Source organism: Haloferax marisrubri (assembly GCF_001469875.2).
Classification (GTDB): domain Archaea; phylum Halobacteriota; class Halobacteria; order Halobacteriales; family Haloferacaceae; genus Haloferax; species Haloferax marisrubri.
The window spans coordinates 64,239-79,491 of sequence record NZ_LOPW02000018.1; the positions used below are offsets into that span (position 1 = coordinate 64,239).

Below are 15,253 nucleotides of genomic sequence, written 5' to 3' on the forward strand. Positions count from 1 at the left end.
TTCCCCCACCGATACTGCCGTCTCATTCCACTCCAAACCAGTTTCTCTATATCAGAACGGAGTTCCGCGGGTGGCTCCAGTAGAGATTACACTCGTAGATGTGTAATTTCTAGTCGCAGTCACACGCAGAGAGCTATGTTAACACGGCTCTACATCGAGAATTCGAGGGGTTCGCGCCCTGTTCCGAGATAGCGAACGGAGAGCGTCAGTAGTTGATGTTGAGTTCGACGACGTTCGCCGCGCTCAGGACGCGTTCGGGGAGCGCCCCGTGGAGGTCTTCGTCGCTGACCCGGCTGGCGGGAGCGGAGACGCTGATGGCACCGAGCACCTCACCGGAGGACGACTTGATGGGTGCCGCGAGACAGCGCAGGCCTTCGAGACGCTCGCCGTCGTCGATGGCGTAGCCGCGCTCCCGGACCGCTTCGAGCACCTGGAACAGTTCCTGTCGCGTGCCGATGCTCTTCGGCGTCTTCTGTTCGAGGCCGTGACGCTCGATTATCTCGTCCACCCGAGACTCCGGGAGGTTCGCGAGAATCGCTTTCCCGAGCGCCGTCGTGTGCAGGTGCGTCCGCAGACCCGCGTAGGTGTCGAGGTCCACGGCGTCGTCGCCTTTCGCCCGCATCAGGTAGACCCCCATCCCCTGTTCTTCGACGAGGAGGTTGGCGAGTTCGCCCGTGTCGGCGGCGAGCGATTTGACCTCGGGTTCGGCGATTTGATACACCTCCATCGACTTCCGACTGTGGCCGCCGACTTCGAGGAACTTCAAACCGACGCGATAGTCGTCGCCGTCCTTGAGGACGTACCCGTGTTTCTGGAGCGTCGTCAGGTGGTTATGCACCGCGCTCTTTCCCATCTGGAGGTCGCTGGCTAACTCCGTGACTCCACAGGGGCCTTTCTCCATCAACTCCTCGACGAGTGCTAGTGTCTTCTCGGTGGTTCGAACCGGGTGTTTGGCGTCCATGATTATTCGTTATTAAGTATCTGAATAAGTGTTCTGGTCCCGAGAACGGTGATGCCGCGTGGCAGAACCGCTCCCTCGGCTCGAAAAATCGCTTTCGGTGGTTGATGCTGAGCGTGACGCGGGAACCGGAGCAGGCGTTCATGAGTTGGACTTGTCACGGCGTCCCCCACCGGCTCGCGCGAACTGGTATGACTGACACGTCACACGGTCGGATTGCTCACGCCGACCAAACGTGGTATCGTGCCGGGCTATGATAGTTCTTGCCATGGGTGTAGAGCTTGCCCGCGAGAAGTTCCTCTGGTCCGGTCGAGTCCTCGGACATGACTCGTTCTGTTTTCTCTGCTACCACCGCCGGAACTAATACAAACATATCGTAATTGATGTACTAAATATACGAATTCATACATGTATATTTGGTCTATATTTTCTATTTCTTTGGCTTGACTAATAAACTTTCAATAAGCCTTAAAATGTGTAATACGACATTTTCTATATACGATCTACCTCTCACTTACTCAGCTCACTCTTGCACAAATTATCATATAGTTGTTGTTAGAAATAACCTATTAGTGTTATTTTGTCGTCGCCTAACGAATCGTCTCTTGGCGACATCGAAGCACCGGTTTCCGCTGGCCGTGCTCACTCACGCCGATTCGAGCGCACCGCTCGGGTGGTACGACGAAACGGGGAAAAGCGGGGCCGGGTCGCTCGGGTCGAACTACAGGTTGCCGTTGACGATGTCGCTGACGCGCTGGGCGTCGAACAGGCGCTCGTCGGCGTCGTACAGGGTCTGTGCGAGGCGGTCCGTCACGACGAGGTTCGTGATGGGGCCCTGGTAGAGCGCGCCGGCGCGGTAGACGTCGCCGTTCTGGACGGCGGTGAGTTCGCTCGCCACTTCGTGGTTCTCCATGAACGAGATAACCGTGTTCTGGAACTCCTCGCGGTTTTTAGCTTCCTGTCCGCGCAGGAGGAGCACTTCGGGGTCGACCTCAAGGAGCGTCTCGAAGTCGACCGCGCCGCGGTTGCTGTAGAAGTCCTTCACCTCGGTCGTCGCGAGCGCGTCGTTGACCTTCAGGTCGTTGAGGTGCTTGAAGCTCGTCCCCTCGTCGATGATGTAGGGGTAGAACTCCTCGGGCTCGTCGCCGCCGCCCCAGACGACGGCGGCCGAGGGCCGCTCGCCCTGTGCGGGAACGACCGGCGCGAGGTTCGCCTGGAACTCCTCGTGGACCTGCTCGAACGCCTCGAAGCGGTCCTCGCGCTGGAACACCTGCGCGAGCTTTTCGAACGCCTCGTAGAGGCTGTAGTAGCGGTAGTCCTCGTGCCACGCGTAGCCGCGCGAGAAGATGCTGTTACCGAAGAACGGGCCGACCTGCGTGCTAATCTCCTCGACGTCGTCCTCGCTCCACTGGCCGCGGTTCAGGAGGAAGTTCGGGTCGGCGACGTGCACGTCCGCGTTCAGCTCGTAGAACTGTTCCTTGCCGACGCCGCTGTCGCCCCACAGCTGGCGGATGGACGACTTGTCGACGCTCACGTCCGGAATCTCGTCGTAGTACTGCGTGTGGTACCGACCGGGGAGCCAGACGCCCATCGGCGCGTCGAGGCCGAGCGCGACGCCCATGTCGGCCCAACTGCCGTTGTTCGCGACCCACGTCTCCGGGACCGAGTCGAACGTGACCTCGCCGACCGGCTCTATCGACACCGAGTAGGACTCCGACGCCTCGGTCGTCGTCTCGGTCTCGGTCTCCGTCGCTGTCTCGGTCGTCGCCGTGGTCGTCTCGGCCTCGGACTCCGTCGTCGTCTCCGACCCGCCACCGCCGGTACAGCCGGCGAGCAGGCCGCCCGCGATAACTGCACCGCCGTACTGCAGGTACTCACGCCGCGTCGATTCTCGACCGCTGTGTCCGTCGTTTGCCATGTCTTTTAGGCTTACCTAAACGGTTAAAACGTCTTCGAAATTTAGGCGAGCCTAACTACCGCCGTGCGAGGCGACTCAGTCGGTCACCTCGACGGGCGCTCTGACGGCGAGGACCGAGAGGTCCGAGTACGGCGTCGAGTCGGGGCCGCTCCCGCCGGCCGAGTCGCGCAGGTCGCCGAGCGTCGTTCGAGTGATTCGCTCGTCGGCGTGGGTCAGGCGTTCGAGCACGAGCGCGTCTAGTGACGCGTCCGCGCCCGAGTCAAGGAGGAACTCGGCGATGTCGCCGGGCATCCAGTCGAACGGTCGCGGCAGGACGAGCAGGTGGCGCTCGCCGACCGCCTCGGCCAGTCGGTCGAGGTCGGCGTCGAGCGACCCGCTCTTGTGGAGCGTGACGAACCGCGTGTCCTCTATCGGCGTCCGGGCGCGACTCGCGGCTATCTGGAGCGACGAGATGCCCGGAATCACTCGCACCGGTCGCTCGACGGCCCGCTGAACCTTCCCGAGGAACTGGTAGCCCGAGTGGTTCGGGTCGCCCATGAGGACCGCGGCTCCCCGGTCGCCGGCCGCGACGCGCCGCCCGAACTCGGTCAGCGCGTCGGCCTCGTCGGCGTAGCCGCAGGTGAGCAGGTCGGCGTCGGTCTCGTCGGCCACGAAGTCGACGACCGTCTCGAAGCCGACGACTACGTCGGTCTCCCGAATCGCCCGCCGTCCGCGGGGCGTGAGGTACTCCGGGTTACCGGGGCCGACGCCGACCGCGTAGACCGGTGTGTCGGCGGCCTTGCCGTTCCCGTCGATTTTATCGATGCTCGGTTCGGGCGCGGCCGCGGCGAACGTCGCCGGGTCCGGCCCCGAATCGAGGTCGTACGGGTCGTCACTCATGGCCTGAAAGGTCTACGTCGCCGTTGCGAACGTCGCTCGCGACGTGAATCAACTCGTTCGTGAGCGCGGCCGCGAGGCCGCTCCCGCCCCGCTTTCCGACGTTCGTCACCGCGGGCACGTCGTACTTGTCGGCGATGTCGCGGACGCGTTTTCGGCTCTCTTCTGCCTTCACGAAGCCGACGGGCGTCGCCAGGACGGCCGCCGGTCGGGTGCCGTTCTCGATGCAGTCGCAGAGCGCTAACGCGGCGGTCGGCGCGTTGCCGACGACCGCGATTGCGCCGTCGTAGACGCCCTCCTTGTCGAGTTCGAGCACCGCGGCCGCGGTCCGGGTCATGCCCGTTTCGGCGGCGAGTTCGGCTCCGTTGCCGATTGCTTTCCGCACCGGGCAGTCGTGGCCGCGGCCCGTGATGCCGGCTTTCGCCATCGTGATGTCTGTCACGATGGGTCGCTCGTCGAGGACCGCCCTCGCGCCCGCGACGACCGGGTCGTTCTGGCACCGGACGAGGTGCTGGAACTCGATATCGCCGGTCGAGTGGACCGCCTTCTGTCGGAGTCTGTCGGTCAGCGTCTCGTCGGGGACGAACGTCCGGACGATGTCCATGCTCGTCTCCGCGATGTCCATCGCTTCCTGCGTCGTCGCGCCGAGGTCGGCGTAGGCGTCTCGTTCAGTCATCGGATTGGGTCTGCGTCATCGCGTTCGTCGTGTTCGCTTCGAGGTCGCCCTCCACGGAGAGGTTGATGTCCTGCAGTCGCTCTCTCTCGTCGTCGTCGGCGTCCCACAGGTCGCGGTCGATGGCTTCGAGGAACGTCGCGGTGATGCTTTCGAGCGCCCACGGGTTCACGTCGCGCAGCCACTCCTGTCGGTCCTCGTCGAAGGCGTAGGCGTCGGCGAGACTCTCCCAGAGGGTGTCGCTGACGACGCCCGTCGTCGCGTCCCAGCCGAGCGCGACGTCGACCGTGGTCGAGAGGTCGCCCGCGCCCTTGTAGCCGTGTTCCTCCATGCTGTCGAGCCAGTCGGGGTTGAGGACGCGCGCCCGCATCGCCTTGCGGACCTTCTCCTCGTTCGTGTAGACGCTGACGTTGTCGGGGTCGCTGGAGTCGCCGACGTACGAGGCCGGGTCGCTCCCCGAAATCTCGCCGACTGCGGAGACGAACCCGCCGTGGAAGGCGTACCAGTCGGAGGAGTCGAACTCGTCCTGTTCGGCGGTGTCTTCGATTTTCACCGTGGCTTCGACCCCGCTCAAACGGCGCTCGAAGGCGTCGCGGGCCTCGGTCACCTTGCCGCGACTCCCGAGGGCGTAGCCGCCCCACTGGACGAACACGTCCGCGAGGTCGCTCCGGTCGTCCCATTCGCCCTCGTCGACGGCCTTGTTCGTCCCCGCGCCGTAGCCGCCGGGCGTCGTCGTGAACACGCGGTGTTTGGCCAGTCTCTCGGCCTCGTCGGCGTCGACGCCCCCCGATTCGAACTCGGCGGCGTCCTCCTCGACGTGCTTTTTCACGTAGTTCAGCTCGTGGGGTTCGTCGAGTTCGACCACCGCGTCGACGGCGTCGTTGACGACGCTCGCGGCCTGCGGGAACGCGTCGCGGAACAGCCCCGAGACGCGGGTCGTCACGTCGATTCGCGGGCGGTCGAGTTCCTCCAGCGGAATCGGCTCCACGTCGTCGACGCGGCCCGCGTCGGTCCACACCGGTTCGACGCCCATAAACGCGAGCACTTGCGCGATGGTCTCGCCGCGGGTCCGAACCGTCGGCGTCCCCCACGCGACGACCCCGAACTCCTCGGGGTACTCGCCGTGGTCGTCGTAGTGGCGGTCGAGGACGCCCTCGGCGACGCGCTCGCCGACGCTCCACGCCGGCTTGGCCGGGACTTTCCGCGGGTCGAGCGTGTAGAAGTTCCGCCCGGTCGGAAGCAGGTCCACTCCGCCGCGGGTCGGCGCGCCGGAGCCGCCGGGCCGGACGTACTCGCCGTCGAGGGCGTCGGCGGTCTGCGGAATCTCGGCTTCCGCGGCCGCGACCCGCGGGGCCGCCTCGTCGCAGATGAACGCGAGCACCTCGCGGAGGTCGTCGTGCGCGCCGCGTTTCGCCCGTGCATCGCCGAGTTGGTCGATATCGACCACGAGCAGGTTCATGTTCACTTCGTCGTCGGGGCCGGCGTCGACTTCCGACTCGGGCACGTCGAAGTCGCGTTCGGCGAGTGCCAACACCAGTTCGACGCATTGGTCGTAGACGCGGTCTGCGGCCTCCGAGAGGTACATCCCGAGGTCGTCGTCGTACGTCCCCGGCTCGTCTCGCATCCGGTCGTAGTCGACGCCCATGACGCCCGCGACGCTCTCGCGGAGGCTCGGCGTGTCGGCGTTCGGGAGGCGGGTGAGCGCGACGAGGTACTCCACGAGTCGGTCGCGCTCGGGCGGTTCGCCCATCGTGTGGAGGCCCATCCGAATCTGCGTCGTCTTCACGTCGGTCAGGTACTCGTGGACGCGCTCGACCAACTCGTCGAAATCGACCTGTTCGGTATCGACACCGGAGCCGGAACCGTCGTCGCCGATGGCGTCGGCGTCTTCGAACCCGAGTTCGACCGCGAGGTCGAGGTCGTCGATTGCGTCAACGAGGAGTTCGCGGAGCTGGTCGCCGCGTTCGGGACGGGCCTCGTCCATGCCCGCCTCGCGGTACTCGCGGGCGAGTTCTTCGAGGTCCGCGAGGTCGTCGTACGTCCCCGCGGTGCGCATGACCGGCGTGAGGTAGTCCACGATGGCCGCGTACGACCGGCGCTTTGCCTGCGTCCCCTCGCCGGGGTTGTTGATGATGTACGGGTAGACGTTCGGGAGGTCGGAGACCAGTTGGTCCGGCGCGCTCTCGCCGTTCAGGCCGACGGTCTTGCCGGGGAGCCATTCGAGGCTTCCGTGGGTGCCGAGGTGGACCACGGCGTCGGCCTCGAACGCCTCGCGGAGCCACGCGTAGAACGCCACGTAGTCGTGCGGCGGCTGGAGGTCCGAATCGTGGTACACCTTCGAGGGGTCCATCCCGAACCCGCGCGGGGGCTGGACGGTCACGAGGACGTTCTCGAACTCGACGCCCGGAATCGCAAACGGGCGCTCGGGCGGTTCGCCCCACTCCTCGACGACGTTGTCGCGGAAGCGGTCGTCGGCGTCGGCGAACCAGTCGGCGTACTGGTCGGGAGACACCACGTCGACGCTCAGGTCCCGCACGTCCTCGGGTGCGACCCAGCGGTCGTCCAGCGTCAACTGCGAGGTGAGGTCGTCGATGAGCGCCTGTCCGTCCGCGGGGAGGTCGCCGACGGCGTAGCCCCGACGCCGGAGTTCGGACAGGAGGTTGACCGTGCTCTCGGGGCTGTCCATCCCGAAGGCCGTCCCGATGCCGTCGTCGCTCGGCGGGTAGTTGTGGAGGACGACCGCGACGTTCTTCTCGTCGTTCGGCAGGTGGCGGAGTCGCGCCCAGTTGACCGCGAGGCGGGCGACGTGGTCCACGCGGTCATCGATGGGGAAGTGCTGCTTCGGCGCGCTCCCGACGCCGGCTTCGTCTTCCATCCGCTCTTTCCCGCTTATCGGGTGAGTGATGACGTTGCCGTCGAACTCCGGGAGCGCGACCGACAGCGCGAGTTCGAAGCCCATCACGCCCGTGTCGCTCGACTCGTACCGGCTTCGAGAGCGCATGGTCGTAATCGCCTGCAACACGGGGACGCCGAGTTCGGTGAGGAACACGTCCTCGGCGTCAGCGCCCTCGTCGTCGGCGTCGCGGCCGCGCTCGCTCATCGACAGCGAGAACATGAAGGAGCTGACGACGGCGTCGACGACGGGGCCGTCGTCGTCCGAAAACCAGTTGCGGGCGACCCACTCGGCGTTCTCTTGGCCCTCTTCGTCGGTCGCGGGATTGCAGAACGCGGGTAAGACGTTCGCGCCGAGCGATTCCAGTCGCTCCACGAGCGCGTCCACGTACCGGGTGTTCGCGTGCGTCCAGTGAGACTCGTAGAACCAGACGCCGATGGTCGGCTTGTCGGAGTCGTGCGTATCGAGCAGTTCGTCGTACTCGACGCCGGGGTAGTCGGGATGGTAGACGCCCTCGGTCGGAAGTTCGACAGGGTCGTCAACCGCCGTCTCGACGCCGGCGTACTCGGCCGCGAGGAACCGGCAGAGGTTCTCGACGTTCACCGCGCCGCCGCGGTCGAGATACTCGCAGACGCGCTCACGGTCCGCGTCGGCGACGGTCGTGTCCCGGCGCGCGAAGGCGTCGCCGGTGGCCTTGACGACGAGCGGCACCCCCGCCGATTCGAGTCGTTCGACGGCGTGGTCGTAGCCGGGCATGCTGTCTTCGGCCCCGTGGAGCCAGAAGACGGCCGCCGTCGCCGACTCCAACTCGTCGACGAAGGCGTCCGCGTCGGTCACGTCGTCCAAATCGCTCGCGGAGCGGACGACGAGGTCGATTCCGTCGAGTCGGCGCGCGGCCCGCTGGACCGCGCCCAATTCGTTTTCGGTCGCTGTGTACAGTCCGATTGTCGGTGTCATTGATAAAGTGTTATTGTCTTACTGCAAGTACGATTTCTCATTCGATGACGACTCAGACGCTGCCGTTCTCGGCTATCGTCGGGCAAGACGAACTGAAACGGGCGTTGTTGGCCGTCGGAGCCAACGACGACCTCGACGGACTCCTCGTTCGCGGCGAGAAGGGAACCGCGAAGTCGACCGCGGTCCGCGCCCTCGCCGACCTCCTGCCCGAACAGGAAGTCGTCGCTGGCTGTCCGTACGGCTGTCCGCCGGACCCGGACGCCCCGGCCCGCCAGTGCGACTCGTGTCGCGCCCGCGACGACCCCGCGGTCGAGCGCCGGTCGGTCCCGCTCGTGACGCTCCCGCTCGGCGCGACCCGCGACCGGGTCGCGGGCACGCTCTCGGTCGCCGACGCGCTCGACGGCGAGGCGTCGTTCGACCCCGGGCTCTTGGCCCGCGCGAACCGCGGCATCCTCTACGTGGACGAGGTGAACCTCCTCGACGACCACCTCGTCGACCTGCTTTTGGACGCGGCCGCGAGCGGCGTCAACCGCGTCGAGCGCGACGGAGTGAGCGTCGAACACCCCGCCGAGTTCACCCTCGTCGGGACGATGAACCCCGAGGAGGGCGACCTCCGCCCCCAACTCCGCGACCGCTTCGCCCTCCAGGCGACCGTCGTCGGCAGCCGCGACATCGACGACCGCGTGGAGATTATCGACCGGGCGCTGGCGGGCGACGACGACCCGGAAACGGTCGCCGACGCCCACCGCGAGGAGACCGCGGCACTCGAAGTCACGCTTCGCGAGGCGACGGACCGCCTCGACTCGGTTGCCCTCCCGGTCGAGTTCAAGCGCGATATCGCCGAACTCTGCGTCGACGCCGGCGTCGAGGGCCACCGCGCCGACATCGCCATCGCCCGCACGGCCCGCACCCTCGCTGCGCTCGACGGCCGGACGAAGGTGCTCGAAGGCGATGTGCGCGAGGCGGCCGCGCTCGCGCTCCCCCACCGACTGCAGAGTCGCCCGTTCGACGACGACCCGGACGTCGATGACGTGCTCGACGACCACTTCGACGGGGAAGACGACCGGGACGACGCCGGCGACGGCGAAGAGGGTGAGAGCGGAAACGGTGGAGATGGCGGAAACGGTGAAGACGGCGAAGAACGCGGCGAGGGAGCCGGTTCCGACGCCGACGAGGACGGCGATGCCGCGGGAGAGGCTCCTGGCCCCGATACCGGAGATGATGACGGCGGGGATGACGATACTGACGGCGACGACCGAGGTGGAGAAGTTGGCGGAGCCGACGAGAGTGCCCCCGAAGACGGCGACTCGGAAGACGGAGCGTCCGAAGACGGCGATACCGATGACTCCGGAGACGCCGACCCCGCCGACCCCGACGAAGCAACGCCGCTCCTCCCCGGACAGAGCCGGGCCGCCATCGGCGACGCCGAGCGACCGCCGGTCGAGGACGCGACCCTCGACGCGGAGACGCCCGGTGACGGGAGCCGTGCCGCAGTTCGGGAGTCGCGGCAGGGGCGAGGCTCGCGGGTGCGGACCGAATCGGCGACCGAGACCGACGACATCGACGTTCCCGCCTCGGTCCGGGCCGCGGCCTCGGCTGGCCGGTCCCGCGTCACCCGGTCGGACCTTAAAACCGCGGTCGCCCGCGGGTCGGCCGCGACGCTCGTCGTGTTCGTCGTGGACGCGAGCGCGTCGATGCGCGCCGCCATGCGACGGGCGAAAGGCACCGTGCTGTCGCTTCTCGAAGACGCCTACGAACAGCGCGACGAGGTCGCCTTCGTCGCGGTCGCGGGCGACGACGCCGAGGTGTTGCTCCCGCCGACCGACAGCGTGACGCTGGCGGCGCGGCACCTGAAGGAACTCCCGACGGGCGACAGGACGCCGCTTCCGTCCGGGTTGGACGCCGCTCGCCGGGTTATCGACCGTTCGGACGCCGACGCCGCGCTCGTCGTCGTCGTGACCGACGGCCGGACCAACGTCGCGGACGGCAGCCCCACCGGGCAGACCCGCTCGGCGGCGCGGAACCTCGCCACCACAGACGCCTCGGTCGTCGTCGTCGACGCCGGCGACGACGGTATCGGCGTGACCGACATCCTCGTCTCCGAGACGGGCGCGCGGCGCATCCCGCTGTCCGACCTGTCGGCCGAGCGGGTCGCCGAGGCCGCGCGCTCGGCGGACGGGCAGTAGCCGGGGGTCGGTCGTCTCTTTTAGCATGGTGTGTTCCTATCGAATCGGTCGCGTGCGGAGTCGGTACGCCCCGCGCGTGACGCTCTCGTCGTGGTACTCGACCGGTTCTTCGACCACCGCGAGGACGCTCCCGCCCGCGGCGATGGCGGTCGGGATGCCGGGGAGTCCCATCGTTTCGACGTGCCCCGCGTCGGGGGCGAAAACGTGGACGCCGTGGCGCTCGGCCTCCCGCTCCCGGAAGTGCTGGGCGGACGGCACGAATACCCGCGACTCGGCCGCGACGGTAGCGCGTGCGAATCCACCGGTGTCGCGGGTCCACAGACGGTCACCCCCGTCGACCGAGACGCCGACCGCGGTGTGTTCGTCGGGGTGTCGCGCGTCCGGGTCGCGGGTCGATTCGGCGAACGTGTTCCCCGTGACGAAGACGGCGGTTTCGTCGGCGACGCAGACGTGGTTCGGGTAGGCGTAGACTGTCTCGTCGCCGACGCGGCGCTTGGTCGCGAGGTCGAGTTGCCACTGCGGCTCCCCGGCGAAATCGAGGAGGTAGCCGCGTTTGTCGCCGTGGCTGGCGACGGCCAACGCATCGCCCGCGAAGGCCACGTCGCCGACGCGTCGGTCCCCGTCGGTGCCGGGGTCCCACGACGCGACTCGACCCCCGGTGTGGGCGTCGAGGAGAACGAGGCCGTCCTGTTCGGGGTTCGGGCAGCGGTTGTACGCGACGGCGACGCGGTCCCCTTCGGCGGCGACCGCGATGGGCGACGCGTAGACGTGTCTGCGCCACGCGAGCCGACCTCCCCGGTCGAACCCGAGGACGACGCTCCGCCAGACTCGCGCTTCGCCGTCCCGTTCGTAGCGCCGGGCGACGACGACGACCCTGTCGCCCGTCACCGCGAGGTCGACGACGTACGGTCGGAAGAACAGCGAGTCCTTCGTCGCCGTGCCCACGTCGTCGGCCGTCGCGTACGTCCAGCGGGCGACGCCCGTCTCGGCGTCGAGGACGCGAACCAGCCCGTCGCCGCCGCGCTCGCCGACGACGAGGAACTCGTCGGTGGCGGATATCGACACCACGGAGTGCTCGCCGCGCGCCTGCCAGCGTTCGCTGGCGTCGGGCGTGGAATCGGTAGCAGTCTCCAGCGCGACGACGCGACCGTCCGCGGTCCCGACGAAGACGGCGTCGTCGGTCGCTTCGACCGCGGAGCGAGCCCAGTTGTGGCGGCTGCTCGCGGCCTCGACTTCCCCGAGGTCGCGGCGGGCCGTGAGTGGGGACGGTGCCATCGGGAGTCAGTCCTCGACGGGGAAGGCGTCGTGGAGCGTGTGGTGCGCCTCTCCGAGGTCGTCGAGGAACCCATCGGCTCCCTCGCGGATGCGGCGAAGCGACCGCTCTGCGTCGCGGACGGCGACGAGCCGTCCCCGAAGGTAGCCCGATTGCGGGTCGTCGTCGTCGATTCGCGTCGCCTCCGCTTCGAGGTCGACGAGCGCGGCGTCGAGGTGCCGCTGGGCCTCGTCGAGGCTGGTCGCGTTCGCGAGCGCCTGAATCGGGCCGGGGTCGGCGTCGCCGAGGTAGTCTTCGAGTTCGGCTTCGGCGTGTCGCTTCGCGTGTTCGTCGGTCGTTCCGGTGATGTTCAGGAGCGCCAGTCGGAGCGCTTCGAGTTCTGCACAGGCCATGATTAGAGTGATTGGTGGACGAGGTTCGAGACGATGCGGTCCCGCTCGAGATGGGACGAGACGATGCGGTCGGTGTCGTCGGGCGTCACGCCGCCGTACCAGACGCTGTCGGGGTAGACGGCGACGATTGGGCCGTCGCCGCACTGGCCGAGACACGAGCTTCGAGAGACGTGGACATCGCAGTCGTCGGCGTCGCGCACGCCCTGTCTGAGTCGTTCGAGGACGGTCGCCGCGCCGCTCGCGGCGCAGGTCTGGTTCGTGCAGACCGCGACGTGTTTCTCGGGGGCGTCGTGGATGTGCGGGTCGTCGTCCACGTCGCTCCGGTCGGCGTGTTCGGCCTGATGGACGAGCGAGCGGAGCATCGCGCGAGCGCCGCCCTCGTCGTCCTCGTAACCGGCGAGTTCGACCTTGTACTTGCAGGTGTCGCAGGACATCTCGACGCTCCCGGAGCGCGCTTCTCGGTAGCGGTCAGCGAGGGTCTCGACCACCCGATCGTCCACGCCGAGCGGTCCGGACGCGCCGGCGTCGACGTATGGGTACTCCTCGTCGAACGTCTCGGCTTTGTCCACGATTCGCCCCGTCAGCACGCCGTCGCCGAGCATGTACGGGAGGACGACGACCGCGTCCGGGCGGTCCTTGGCGACGGTGTGGAGCGTCTCCTCCAACCGCGGCGTCGTGACGCCGATGAACGCCGATTCGACGCGGGTGAACCCGCGGCCCTCGTACAGCAGGCGGGCCAGTTTGTGCACGTCCCCGTTCGAGTCGGGGTCGCTCGACCCGCGAGCGCAGAGCACGACCGCCACGTCGTCGTCCTCGCGGTCGGCGCCGAGGTCGGACTCCACCGCCCGCGCCCGCTCGTCTAACAGGTCCACGAGCGAGGGGTGGATGCCGAGGTGCGAGCCGAACCGGAACTCGGTGTCGTCGTGGGTCGCGCGGGCCCGCTGGACCGCCAGCGGCACGTCGTTTTTGACGTGGCTCGCGGCGAAAAGCGAGAGGGGGACGACGGTCATCGTCCGGCAGGTCGGTGCCATCGACTCGATTGCGTCGTCTATCGAGGGCTCGGCGAGTTCGATGTACGCCGCGTCAACTGGGACCGACAGCCGGGACTCCAACTTCGCGGCGAGCGTCCGAACCTGCTCGTTGGACTCCTCGCGGCGCGAACCGTGGCCGACGAGGAGCACCGCGTCGTCGTCGAGCGTCGGGTCGGGCCGTTCGAGACTCATGCGTTCTCCGCCTCTTCGAGGCTGCGGACGAGCTTTCGACGCCGCGTCGGCGCGAACAGGTTCGTCTCGTCGCTCCCCTCGTAGACCCACTCGCCGAAGCCGGCGGCCGCGTCGTCGTCGATGCCGAACCAGTAGCCGCCCGACGAGGTCTCGCCAATCTCGCCGGTCGGTGCGTCCACCGGGCAGGCGTCGAGCAGTCGGTCCACGGTTTCGAGGAGCGCCCGGTCGTCGTGGACGAACGAGATGCCGACCGTCCCCGACGAGGACTTGAAACAGACCGTCCCGCAGGATTCGAGGAGTCCCCGAAGGAGCTGTTTTCGCCGGGCGTCGAACACGTCGAAGCGGTAGCCACCGGCGTCGTCGCCGACCGGGAGGCCGAACGCGGCGCTCGCGCTTCTGACCACGTCGCCTTCGACCATGACGTGGTACTCGTCTTTGACGCGGGTGACGGCGGTGTTGTGGGCGTACTCTCGCTCCGTCTCCCGGCGGTCGATTTCGCCGCCGCCGGCGATGACCGCGAGGCGGTTCGCACAGGTCTCGTCGTTCGTCAGCGCCGTGAACTGTCCCGGCTCGACCGCTCCGCCGCCGGCGACGTGACCCCAGAGATAGGCCGTCTCGGGCGTGCTTTTCAGGAGGTCGTCCGCGGAGGCGACGCGGGTGTCGCTCACGCGTCCACCTCCCGGACCGAAATCGCGCCCGGCGGACAGGCTCGCGCCGCGAGCGTCGCGTCGTCGCCGTCTGCTTCGGCATCTCCTTCGAGGAGGGCGACGACGCGCTCGCCCGTCTGCTCGACGCTCACGACGCCGGCCGCGTCGGGGTCGATTGTGGCGAGTCCGTCGTCGTCCTCGACGAACCGGCCGTCGCGGGCGAGGCAGGCGAAGATGCCGTCGCAGGCGTCTCGGTCGATTTCGATTTCGAACATCTCAGTACTCGTACTTCTGCTCGTAGCCCCGGGGCGTCACCATCCGGTCGTCCCAGACGTACGTCTCCTCGTTGCCGACCAGCAGCGTCGTCGTCATGTCCACGAGGTCGGTCTCGCCGAGGTCGGGCAGGTCGCCGAGTTCGACGATTTCGACTTCCTCGTCGTCGCGGCCCGCGCCGTGGACGACGCCGACCGGCGTGTCGGGCGCGCGGTGTTCGAGGAGAATCTCGCAGCACTTCTCGTAGTTCGACCGGCGCTTGCGGCTCCACGGGTTGTAGATTGCGATGGTGAAGCCCTCCTTGGCGGCCGCGTGAAGCCGCGACTCGATGGTCGGCATCGAGGTCAGGTGGTCCGAGAGGCTGATGGTCACGGTGTCGTTGACGAGCGGCGCGCCCAGCCGGGCCGCACAGGACTGCGCCGCCGGGACGCCCGCGACCACGTCGAAATCGACCATGCTCGCGGTCGAGCCCTTCGATTCGAGGATTTCGAGCGCGAGGCCGGCCAGCGCGTACACGTTGGGGTCGCCGCTCCCGACGATGGCCACGTCGTTGCCGGCGAGCGTTCGGTCGACTGCCTCCTCGGTCCGAGAGACCTCGCCGCACATCGGCGTCGAGTAGATGTCCTCGGCGTCCTCGACGATGTCGTCGGGGAGGAGTTCGATGTAGGTCGTGTAACCGACGATGTGGTCGGCCTCGCGGAGCGTGTCTTTCGCCAGCGTGGTCATCTCGCTCGCACGACCGGGACCGAGGCCGACGGCGACGAGTTGCCCCGGTTCGCCGTCGAAGTCCTCGATAGTCGCTTCGACCTTCTCGGCGGTCTGTTCTTTCTTCGACCCGCCCGAACTGCCGCCGCACTTCGAAGCCGAGTCGTCGCCGGGCTTCGAGGACGACGCGCCGCACTCCGATTCTGCGTCGGCCGAGTCGGTCGATTCCGCCGTCGCTCCGCCGCACTTCGATTCGGTTGTCGTGTCTGATTCGCTCAT

Annotated in this window: 12 protein-coding genes; 1 reads left to right on the forward strand and 11 read right to left on the reverse strand. The window is 67.6% G+C overall.

The genetic code is table 11. The annotated features are described in order from the left end of the window. Window positions 1-205: 205 nt before the first annotated feature. The 5 genes from xacR to cobN all read right to left on the reverse strand — a co-directional run bounded on the left by xacR (window position 206) and on the right by cobN (window position 8,275). Window positions 206-961, reverse strand: a complete 756-nt coding sequence (gene xacR, locus AUR65_RS15220; protein ID WP_058567704.1) for an HTH-type transcriptional regulator XacR — start codon at window positions 959-961, stop codon at window positions 206-208. A 718-nt stretch (window positions 962-1,679) separates the two neighbouring features. Then, on the reverse strand, window positions 1,680-2,876 hold the full coding sequence (locus tag AUR65_RS15225; protein ID WP_058567705.1) for an ABC transporter substrate-binding protein: 1,197 nt from the start codon (window positions 2,874-2,876) through the stop codon (window positions 1,680-1,682). A gap of 75 nt (window positions 2,877-2,951) precedes the next feature. Next, window positions 2,952-3,755 (reverse strand): cobalt-precorrin-7 (C(5))-methyltransferase, encoded by an 804-nt coding sequence (locus tag AUR65_RS15230; RefSeq protein ID WP_058567706.1) that lies wholly within the window; start codon window positions 3,753-3,755, stop codon window positions 2,952-2,954. Next, a complete protein-coding gene (locus AUR65_RS15235; protein WP_058567707.1) occupies window positions 3,748-4,428 on the reverse strand; it encodes a precorrin-8X methylmutase in 681 nt (226 codons plus the stop codon). The genes AUR65_RS15230 and AUR65_RS15235 overlap by 8 nt, the downstream gene beginning before the upstream one ends. Continuing rightward, window positions 4,421-8,275, reverse strand: a complete 3,855-nt coding sequence (cobN, locus tag AUR65_RS15240) for a cobaltochelatase subunit CobN (protein WP_058567708.1) — start codon at window positions 8,273-8,275, stop codon at window positions 4,421-4,423. The genes AUR65_RS15235 and cobN overlap by 8 nt, the downstream gene beginning before the upstream one ends. A gap of 44 nt (window positions 8,276-8,319) precedes the next feature. Here cobN and AUR65_RS15245 point away from each other — a divergent pair, with 44 nt between their 5' ends. Beyond that, window positions 8,320-10,461 carry a VWA domain-containing protein gene (locus AUR65_RS15245; protein WP_058567709.1) on the forward strand — a complete coding sequence of 714 codons (2,142 nt, stop codon included), beginning with the start codon at window positions 8,320-8,322 and terminating at the stop codon, window positions 10,459-10,461. Window positions 10,462-10,497: 36 nt separating this feature from the next. Here AUR65_RS15245 and AUR65_RS15250 read toward each other — a convergent pair whose 3' ends face one another. From AUR65_RS15250 to cobJ, 6 genes are read right to left on the reverse strand one after another with little or no spacing between them, the layout of a single operon-like run. After that, window positions 10,498-11,736, reverse strand: coding sequence for an outer membrane protein assembly factor BamB family protein (locus tag AUR65_RS15250; RefSeq protein ID WP_058567710.1), 1,239 nt, complete (start codon window positions 11,734-11,736; stop codon window positions 10,498-10,500). A gap of 6 nt (window positions 11,737-11,742) precedes the next feature. Further along, the gene (locus AUR65_RS15255; protein ID WP_058567711.1) at window positions 11,743-12,126 is read right to left on the reverse strand and encodes a DUF3209 family protein; all 384 of its coding nucleotides are present in this window, start codon (window positions 12,124-12,126) and stop codon (window positions 11,743-11,745) included. A 2-nt stretch (window positions 12,127-12,128) separates the two neighbouring features. After that, window positions 12,129-13,349, reverse strand: coding sequence for a CbiX/SirB N-terminal domain-containing protein (locus AUR65_RS15260; RefSeq protein WP_058567712.1), 1,221 nt, complete (start codon window positions 13,347-13,349; stop codon window positions 12,129-12,131). Further along, complete coding sequence (locus AUR65_RS15265) at window positions 13,346-14,017, reverse strand: hypothetical protein (RefSeq protein ID WP_058567713.1); 672 nt, start codon at window positions 14,015-14,017, stop codon at window positions 13,346-13,348. Before AUR65_RS15265 ends, AUR65_RS15260 begins: the two co-directional genes overlap by 4 nt. Further along, window positions 14,014-14,271: a ferredoxin gene (locus tag AUR65_RS15270; protein ID WP_058567714.1), complete on the reverse strand. Its 258-nt coding sequence runs from the start codon at window positions 14,269-14,271 to the stop codon at window positions 14,014-14,016. The genes AUR65_RS15265 and AUR65_RS15270 overlap by 4 nt, the downstream gene beginning before the upstream one ends. A 1-nt stretch (window position 14,272) precedes the next feature. After that, on the reverse strand, window positions 14,273-15,253 hold the full coding sequence (gene cobJ / locus AUR65_RS15275; RefSeq protein ID WP_058567715.1) for a precorrin-3B C(17)-methyltransferase: 981 nt from the start codon (window positions 15,251-15,253) through the stop codon (window positions 14,273-14,275).

Excerpts from the sequence above, each read along its gene's own strand:
- AUR65_RS15255 (WP_058567711.1), bottom strand. The coding sequence starts at position 12,126 with ATGGCCTGTGCAGAACTCGAAGCGCTCCGACTGGCGCTCCTGAACATC.
- AUR65_RS15225 (WP_058567705.1), bottom strand. The coding sequence starts at position 2,876 with ATGGCAAACGACGGACACAGCGGTCGAGAATCGACGCGGCGTGAGTAC.
- AUR65_RS15230 (WP_058567706.1), bottom strand. The coding sequence starts at position 3,755 with ATGAGTGACGACCCGTACGACCTCGATTCGGGGCCGGACCCGGCGACG.
- AUR65_RS15245 (WP_058567709.1), top strand. The coding sequence starts at position 8,320 with ATGACGACTCAGACGCTGCCGTTCTCGGCTATCGTCGGGCAAGACGAA.
- AUR65_RS15270 (WP_058567714.1), bottom strand. The coding sequence starts at position 14,271 with ATGTTCGAAATCGAAATCGACCGAGACGCCTGCGACGGCATCTTCGCC.
- AUR65_RS15250 (WP_058567710.1), bottom strand. The coding sequence starts at position 11,736 with ATGGCACCGTCCCCACTCACGGCCCGCCGCGACCTCGGGGAAGTCGAG.
- cobJ (WP_058567715.1), bottom strand. The coding sequence starts at position 15,253 with ATGAGCGAATCAGACACGACAACCGAATCGAAGTGCGGCGGAGCGACG.
- cobN (WP_058567708.1), bottom strand. The coding sequence starts at position 8,275 with ATGACACCGACAATCGGACTGTACACAGCGACCGAAAACGAATTGGGC.
- AUR65_RS15235 (WP_058567707.1), bottom strand. The coding sequence starts at position 4,428 with ATGACTGAACGAGACGCCTACGCCGACCTCGGCGCGACGACGCAGGAA.
- xacR (WP_058567704.1), bottom strand. The coding sequence starts at position 961 with ATGGACGCCAAACACCCGGTTCGAACCACCGAGAAGACACTAGCACTC.
- AUR65_RS15260 (WP_058567712.1), bottom strand. The coding sequence starts at position 13,349 with ATGAGTCTCGAACGGCCCGACCCGACGCTCGACGACGACGCGGTGCTC.